The 429-nt window shown below is 51.3% G+C and carries 1 tRNA gene; it reads left to right on the forward strand.

Annotated elements, in window-relative coordinates:
* Positions 1-112 precede the first annotated feature (112 nt).
* Positions 113-187 (forward strand) — tRNA-Glu (locus HFD87_RS22770).
* The last annotated feature ends 242 nt before the right edge of the window (positions 188-429 follow it).

Consider the following 429-nt stretch of genomic DNA (forward strand, 5'->3'; position numbering starts at 1 on the left):
ACCTGCGGTTGGATCACCTCCTTACCTGAAGATACCTTCCCGCGCAGTGTCCACACAGATTGTCTGATAAAAAGTAATGAGCAGGACGGCTGCGAAGTCGTGACACTTTTGTGTCCCCTTCGTCTAGCGGTTAGGACTCCGCCCTTTCACGGCGGCAACAGGGGTTCGAATCCCCTAGGGGACGCCACCTGCTTGGTGACAGGTGAAAGGTGTCTCCATACAGTATCTCAAAACCGATTTGGTTGCGTAAGCAGCCGGGCCGCGTTTGAGATATTTGCTCTTTAACAATCCGGAACAAGCTGAAAATTGAAACGACGCAGCGCGTCATTCCTCCGTAATAAGGAATGACAAAGCGATGCGTTCGAGTCTCTCAAATGCTTGCAATTCGCAGCGTTGTAAAACGCCTGTGGGTTGTGAGGTTAAGCGACT

Origin of the sequence: Pantoea sp. EKM21T, assembly GCF_011800405.1 — a bacterium.
Lineage (GTDB): Bacteria > Pseudomonadota > Gammaproteobacteria > Enterobacterales > Enterobacteriaceae > Pantoea > Pantoea agglomerans.